Raw genomic sequence first — 6,460 nt, forward strand, 5'->3', positions numbered from 1 at the left:
ACCCAGGGCCCGGAGCTTGTCGTCGCGCTCCTGGCCGCGGGCCTCGGTGCGGGCCCGGTCACTCATCAGGTTCACCAAGCGCATGGTTAGCTCCGGGCTCTGCTGCTCGAGAGCCGGAAATGCATCGCGGTGCAGCTGAAACAGCCTGGTGTTGCCCACGGCTACACTCTTGCCTTTCACCACCCGTAGCCGGGAGTAGGGCAGCACGCCCCCCACCTGGCCGGTTTCAAGCCGAAAAACTGGCTCCCGGTTGCCCCCCCGCACCACGTAGTACTGCACGGTTCCGGCCAGCACCGCCATCAAATAGTGCGCTTCGTCGCCGGGGCTGGCAATTACTGCCCCATCGGCGTAGTCGTGCAGCTCGCCGTGGGTTGCCAGCCAAGCAAGTGTTTCGGCTGGCAGGTCGTTAAACGTTGCAACGGTGTTCAGGAGACTGGATACGGACATAAAATCGGGAAGAATGAGCTGGTAGGCTTGCGGTTCCATTGTTGCGCACTGTCAGCAGCCGTCAGTATGGAATTGCGCTGGTAAGCAAGGGCCTGGAAAGTAGGTACGTGCCAAGTATAATCCGACAGTCCCCCCCCCCCCTGTTATTAAGCCAGCTGTGCTTTTAGAGGTAATTTTGTGATGTTCTATTCCCGCGCCGGCTACGCGCTCAGGGTGCCAGCCCGCGAGAATCTGGCTTGCTGATTCACAAGAAACAAAACTAATTGGGCGGTTTCCGGGGCTACTACGCTCACCAATTCATTGCGAATGAGAGCAAAGTCGCCCTTTTGCAGGACATTGCCCTTTTCTTCAAGCTCAATACTACCACCGAACACGTAGAGCAAGGCCATACGGCCGTTAAGATTTGGTAGCGACAGGGTCTGCGCTGTCAGCAGCGTATCGTACACCCAGACGTCGTTGCGGATAGTCAGGGGGGCATTGGCCGAGTCCGGCCCGCCGCCCCGAATTTGCGGAATAGGCAGTGGGGAAGGAGTGACAGGCCACCTGCGGCTCCAGGTTGGCCGCGTGGGGGCGGATGAAAATCTGCAGCATTTCTATCGGCTCCCCACCTTTCGGGATGGACTCCTCGTGCCAGAACCCCCGCCCCGCATTCATCATCATTAGGCTGGTGGGCGTAAGCGCCGCCTGCTGGCCAGTGGAATCTTGGTGAACAAGCGTGCCCTGGCGCAGATACGAGAGAATCTCATCATTGCGGTGCTCGTGCATCTTTACCAGTACACTGGACTGCATAGCGTGGTCGATAAGGCCCAGCGGCCCTAGCCCGAGGTCGGCGGCATTGTGCAGCGGTGCGCCCGGATGGACGCGCAGGAGTTGGAACGGTCCGAAGGTAAACGCACCCCGTTAAAGAAAAGGAGCGAACAATGGCCACGGCCAGGGAATCGTGGCCGCCTACGACGCGCCTCCGTCCAAGAAATACACTCCGTGCCTGCGAAAACACGCGAGCCCCCTGATAACTGCCGGCTATTCGGTGAAGCCCCCGATCCTTCATCCTGCGTAGCTCACCCCAAACCACTTGCGTTTTATCATCTCTTTGCCATGCCCGGTCAGCCAGCCGAAGGCTTCCCTACAGGAGACACTAATTGCGTTTCGCGCAGCGGAAGTGCCCTCCAGCCGGCCGGCTAGGGCTTAACGAGCTGCGCGGGCAGCTGGCTTTGGTTGGGCGCAAAGGGCAGCCCCAGCAGTTTGGCCACAATGGGCGCGATGTCCTGCAGCTCCATTTGAGGCACCACCTGGCCCGCCGTGAATCCGGCACCGTACCCGATGAAGCCGGTTTGAATCTGGGGAGTGTCGGGGAAGAAGCCGTGGGTGCCGCCCTTGCCGGGCCGTACCACCGCGCCCTCGCGGCTGGCGCTCATGGCCACGCCCAGCACCGGGGCCAGGGCCAGCGCGGCGTGCGGGTCGGCCCCGATGGCGTCCAGCTCCGGCCGCTCCACCACCCGAAAAAGGGCGCGCTGGGCGGCGGGGGCGGCGGCCAGCATCCGGCGGACCCGGGCCAGGGTTTTCAGGTCTTTGGGGTTTTTAAGCATCAGGAAAGCAGCGGCACCGGAGGTATGAAACTGGGCCTTCCAGTTCCCTTTGCCGGAGCCATAGAGGCCGGTTTCGCTCAGCCACACGTTCGGGGCCAGCGTGGTAGTGATGTCCACGAAGCCGTGGTCGCCGGTTACAATCACGGCCGTTTCCTTGTCGATGCCGGCCTTGGTCAGGGCTTCCAGCAGGTTGCCCACCACCCAATCGGCGGTGGCCAGGGCCCGGCGTACGTGCGCGCCGTCGCGCCCGTCCTGGTGCTCGGCGTGGTCTACCCCAAATACGTGCAAGGTCAGCAAGGCGGGTTTGTAGGTTTCGAGCAGGTAAGCGGCTATGCGGCTGCCGTTCTCGTCACCGCTCACGTAGTCGCTGCTCATGTCACGGGCCGTGAGTTTGCCGGTGGCGTTTTGTTCGATTTCCGCGAACAAGCCCGTGGGCGTGGTCTGCTCCCGCACGGGCGTCAAGCGGTCTATATTTTTGTCCGTTGACCAGAATTCGGGCACGTTGTAATCGATGGGGGCTCCCACCGACACCGGCCACATCACTGAGGCCGACTTCCGGCCCGCTTTGCGGACGGCATCCCAGAGGGTTTCGGTTTTGATCAAATTTTCTTCCCAGTACCAGCGGCCGGTGGCCCCGTCCGGCTCAAAGGGCGAGTTGTAGTAAATGCCGTGGGCGGCGGGGGCCACGCCTGTAATCAGGGTGGTGTGCGAGGGGTAAGTGACGCTTGGAAACACGCCCCGCACGCCGTCGGCCGAAACGCCCTGGGCGGCCAGGCGCTGCAAGTTGGGCGTCGGCCAGTTGGATTCGCGGTAAAAGTCGGGCCGAAACCCGTCGATGCTAATCAACACCACGTGTTTGGCGGATTGGCTACGGGCGGGCCAGGCCAGGCCCACGCTCAAGCCCAAAGTAATAAGCAGGCACTTCATAGAAAACAAAAGAAGGTTTCTGAATTGCAAAAGCGAAAGATGAATGGCTGGCTCGGCGAAGCCGGAATTGCGGAGCCCAAGCCCCGGCACCTACCGGAAGGGCTGGTCGAGGGCGCGCGCACCTTCCGGGCATCGGCAGGCTGGGCACTGCGCGGGGAACGGATTAACGGAGCCCCGAACACCCAAACACGCCAAAACGCAGCGGGCGGCGCTGGTTACAAAATCCAAAGGTACGTCAGCCGTGTGAAGACAAGATGACGGCTAGAAGAAGGCACGGTTAAGCTCAAAACCAAGCTGCGGGCGGCCCAGGCCCGTACCCGCGAGGCCTTGACGCAGGCCCTGCAAGCCGCCATCGACTGGATTTCCAGCGCTGATGCACTTGGCTGGTTTAACCACTGTGGCTATCACGCCACCACTGGCTGAAAAACGACCGAACCGTTCACGAAAACGCTATAGACCACCTCAAAATATGTTGTCTTCATTCTTTTTAGTTATTTGTTTATGGTTACCAAAATATTCTCCAGATGAATGTCTGAAAGTTTTTTAAGTCTCTCGGTTAGAAAAGCTTTGTCCAAGTGTTCTAGCGAAGCGGTGTCAGACAGGGGTTCAAAATTTATATAATCCTGAAACACCACGCCGTTGATTTCCCTGTCATTAAAAGCTTCCCTGAACCGTATCCCTCCTCCATTGACTTTATAGCTATAGGCCAGATAGTGTACTTTATATGTTTGGGGGTGTATCCAATACACAAACTCATCATCAAAATCAATTCCTCCCCCTTCCGGGTTGAACGTTACCTTAATTTTATGGAAAGGAATATTTTTCAGCATAAACTGCCCAAGGTATTGTTTGTGGACAGAGGCATCGTTCAGACCATAAGGTAGTAAGGCAAAATAGATAACAGAGTTTACAGAGTTTGAGTAGGCCAGTTTTTTATCTTCTGACAGGTCAATCCTTTTGCCATTCACTTCACGGTAAAAGCCGTTGTTCTGCAGCACGTCTTTCACATGGCCAGAAGAATCGCTATAAGATCTTGTATATGTAAAAAAGCCATCATTTCTAAAAGCTGTATACTGCCTTTCTCTGAAGGTGAAGCGAACCAGAATTTTATCAAACAATTTGCCGCCGTGAGCTTTTATAGATAAGTCTACCACCTCCTGGGCTTTGCTTTTAGCCTTTATTGAAACGGGTATTTTATCGACTCCCTTCTGGCACGAAAGAACCGCGACTGTGTGTATTACAGCCAAAAAAAACTTACAACCTCGAAACCAATTATTTCCCATAAAATCAGCTGAACTTTTTTTTCTAAATTCCCTTTCCTTTTGCAAGGAGAAGGCAATGAAACATCGAAAAATGTGCCCCTTAGAAAACCCTATTCATCCTTGACACCGAAAAAGGCCTTCTTATAGCGGCGGTGGGACAAAATTACTTTAAGCCTTCCCCAGCCTTTTGCAGACGTAGCTGCAAGTCACTGCTTACCAAAATCACCCTAAAAACAACACCAGCACACCGAGTTCCTTCAGGGTGATAGACGGCTCCATTGGGCGAGTAATTCAGGGAAGAAGGGGACGAGGCGGAAAAGGGTCGCAGGCCGTAAAAGTGGTGAAGCGCCACGCTACTTAGCAGAACGAGAGAATAATACCCCACTTCGTTCAGGAAAACGGTCCGATTAGCAAAACGAGGGTTGAAGTGCCTATCGCCGCAACAGTTGCTTCGGGTTGGGCCCATAGGCGTTTTCCTCCGCATCTCCGTCTGCAAACAACATCCAAAAGACGTAAAAAGGGATGAGTTGGTACCAGCCACTTTTGCCACGGTCATGGCATCTTTTGGTGCCCTGGGCCAGCAGAAACCAGGTTAAAAGCGAAAAAAACACCACGTCAAAGACGGCCACTAAAAAATTGTTATTATCATTCGGGCCAAGTACCAGCTGAAGGATGAGTAGGCCGAAAAAATAGGCTAAGTAGCTGAGCCCATACTCCAAGCGTCGAATGCGACCAGAAGGGGAAAAAGCATCACGAAACATAAGAAACCGAACAACAATAGGAATAAGGGCTTTTCATAAGAGCAAGCTAACTCCGTTAAAGAAAACGGTTCGAAGGTAAACGCTCTCTGTTTGAAAAAAGGAGCGTTTACTGGCTGTACTGTGTCCTGAGTAGCCCTACACGATGCAGGAGCGTATCCGGCGGGAATACGTGCAGCAGGGAAAAGGCCAGCAGAAACCACCCGCTGCTCGCCAGGGCAAGGACGGATGGCTCGGTGAAACCGGCTGAGGCGGTCGCGCCCCGCAGAAACAGGGAAAGCCCCAACAAGGCAACCCCGGCCGCGGCGCCTCCCAAGGCCAGGAGTGTCCGTTGGCGCCACCAGCGTCCGAAAGCGGCGAGTCGCAGGGGCAGGCCCACGAGCACGCACAGGCTTATCGTGGCCAGGGAAAGGAGCGCGCCCATCAGGGGTTGGAAGGCCACCAAGCCGATAAAGGCAGGGAAGCTTCCCCGGTAGTCCAGCAACGCCAGAAGCAGGTAGACTCCCAGCAAGACCACGAACGTGATGCCGGCCTGGACCGAAAGCAGCAGTAGCTGGTAAACAATTTTCATTCGTAAGGCAGGGAAAGAGAAGCCGTGCAAATACGTGAATGGTTCACATACAAGGCCCGGTGGCTTCGGTACGCCCGTTCACAAAAACGGTCCGAATCTTACTCTAGGGTTTGGAAGAAGAGCCTTATGCGTTTGCTGGCTTGGCGCGCAAGTGAGCTTGCAGGGTTAAGTTGAGTAAGCCTCCTATTACTAAAATAGCCCCAGCCACAAATGGAAAGCCGGCGCCCACCAAATCAGCCAGGTCCGCCGACCACAGAAAGGGGTAACAAAACAGCATTGCCGCTACCCCAATGGCTATTAGCCCGTAACTGCTCAGCAAGCTCAGTCGCATGTGGATGGTCGGTTTGGCAGTGAGTTTGAGTTCTTGATACCGACTAAAAAGCTGGCTGCGCAGTTCCTGCACGGGTTGGTGTTGGCAATCTTCAATCGCCAGGGCAGCGAGCGGGGCACAGTGTTGGCCGGCCCGATAGTCCTGCCGGAATAAGCGCCAATGCTGGGGTAACAGGAACAGGCCAAACAGAAAAATCAGGAGGCTGGGCAGCGTCCAATTGCCGTTGCCCAGCATAAAGGCTTGCATGCGAATTTCGCCTACCGGTTCTAGCTCGTAGGCCAGCACGACGTGTTTCAAGTCATGGCTCTCGAAGCCGGGCACTAACGTGAGCTCCCGCGCCAGCAGGCACGTGGCTAGTTCATGGCCGACTGTTCCTTCCGGCAGCTGGCTCAACGTGGCCACCTGGCGATGATAGGGCGCCATATCATGACAATGCTCCAAACACCACACCGAAAAGAAAAAAGCATGGCGGATGAGCTGCTCGGGGAGGGAGTACGTCATGATGAAGGGCCTTTTGAGGACACAATCTAGCACCATTTCGAAACGAGGGCGCTAACGCGCCTCCTGTTTAAATAAAG

At 55.9% G+C, this 6,460-nt stretch carries 8 protein-coding genes; all 8 read right to left on the bottom strand.

The window, feature by feature from the left end; translation table 11 throughout:
• A partial coding sequence (locus tag HW556_RS17670) for a Crp/Fnr family transcriptional regulator (RefSeq protein ID WP_176901445.1) occupies window positions 1–447 on the bottom strand: 447 nt, incomplete at its 3' end.
• Between the two features lie 200 nt (window positions 448–647).
• Window positions 648–893 (bottom strand): pirin family protein, encoded by a 246-nt coding sequence (locus tag HW556_RS17675; RefSeq protein ID WP_317170546.1) that lies wholly within the window; start codon window positions 891–893, stop codon window positions 648–650.
• Window positions 844–1,236, bottom strand: coding sequence for a pirin family protein (locus HW556_RS17680; RefSeq protein WP_176901447.1), 393 nt, complete (start codon window positions 1,234–1,236; stop codon window positions 844–846). The genes HW556_RS17675 and HW556_RS17680 overlap by 50 nt, the downstream gene beginning before the upstream one ends.
• A 389-nt stretch (window positions 1,237–1,625) precedes the next feature.
• Window positions 1,626–2,960 (bottom strand): alkaline phosphatase family protein, encoded by a 1,335-nt coding sequence (locus HW556_RS17685; protein ID WP_176901448.1) that lies wholly within the window; start codon window positions 2,958–2,960, stop codon window positions 1,626–1,628.
• A gap of 491 nt (window positions 2,961–3,451) precedes the next feature.
• Window positions 3,452–4,288, bottom strand: coding sequence for a DUF6503 family protein (locus HW556_RS17690; RefSeq protein WP_176901449.1), 837 nt, complete (start codon window positions 4,286–4,288; stop codon window positions 3,452–3,454).
• A 365-nt stretch (window positions 4,289–4,653) separates the two neighbouring features.
• Complete coding sequence (locus HW556_RS17695; RefSeq protein WP_176901450.1) at window positions 4,654–4,983, bottom strand: DUF805 domain-containing protein; 330 nt, start codon at window positions 4,981–4,983, stop codon at window positions 4,654–4,656.
• 106 nt (window positions 4,984–5,089) lie between these two features.
• On the bottom strand, window positions 5,090–5,551 hold the full coding sequence (locus tag HW556_RS17700; protein ID WP_176901451.1) for a hypothetical protein: 462 nt from the start codon (window positions 5,549–5,551) through the stop codon (window positions 5,090–5,092).
• Window positions 5,552–5,675: 124 nt separating this feature from the next.
• Window positions 5,676–6,383: a hypothetical protein gene (locus tag HW556_RS17705; RefSeq protein ID WP_176901452.1), complete on the bottom strand. Its 708-nt coding sequence runs from the start codon at window positions 6,381–6,383 to the stop codon at window positions 5,676–5,678.
• Window positions 6,384–6,460: the final 77 nt, after the last annotated feature.

The sequence above is a fragment of the Hymenobacter terrestris genome (genome assembly GCF_013377905.1).
In the GTDB taxonomy this organism is placed as follows: domain Bacteria; phylum Bacteroidota; class Bacteroidia; order Cytophagales; family Hymenobacteraceae; genus Hymenobacter; species Hymenobacter terrestris.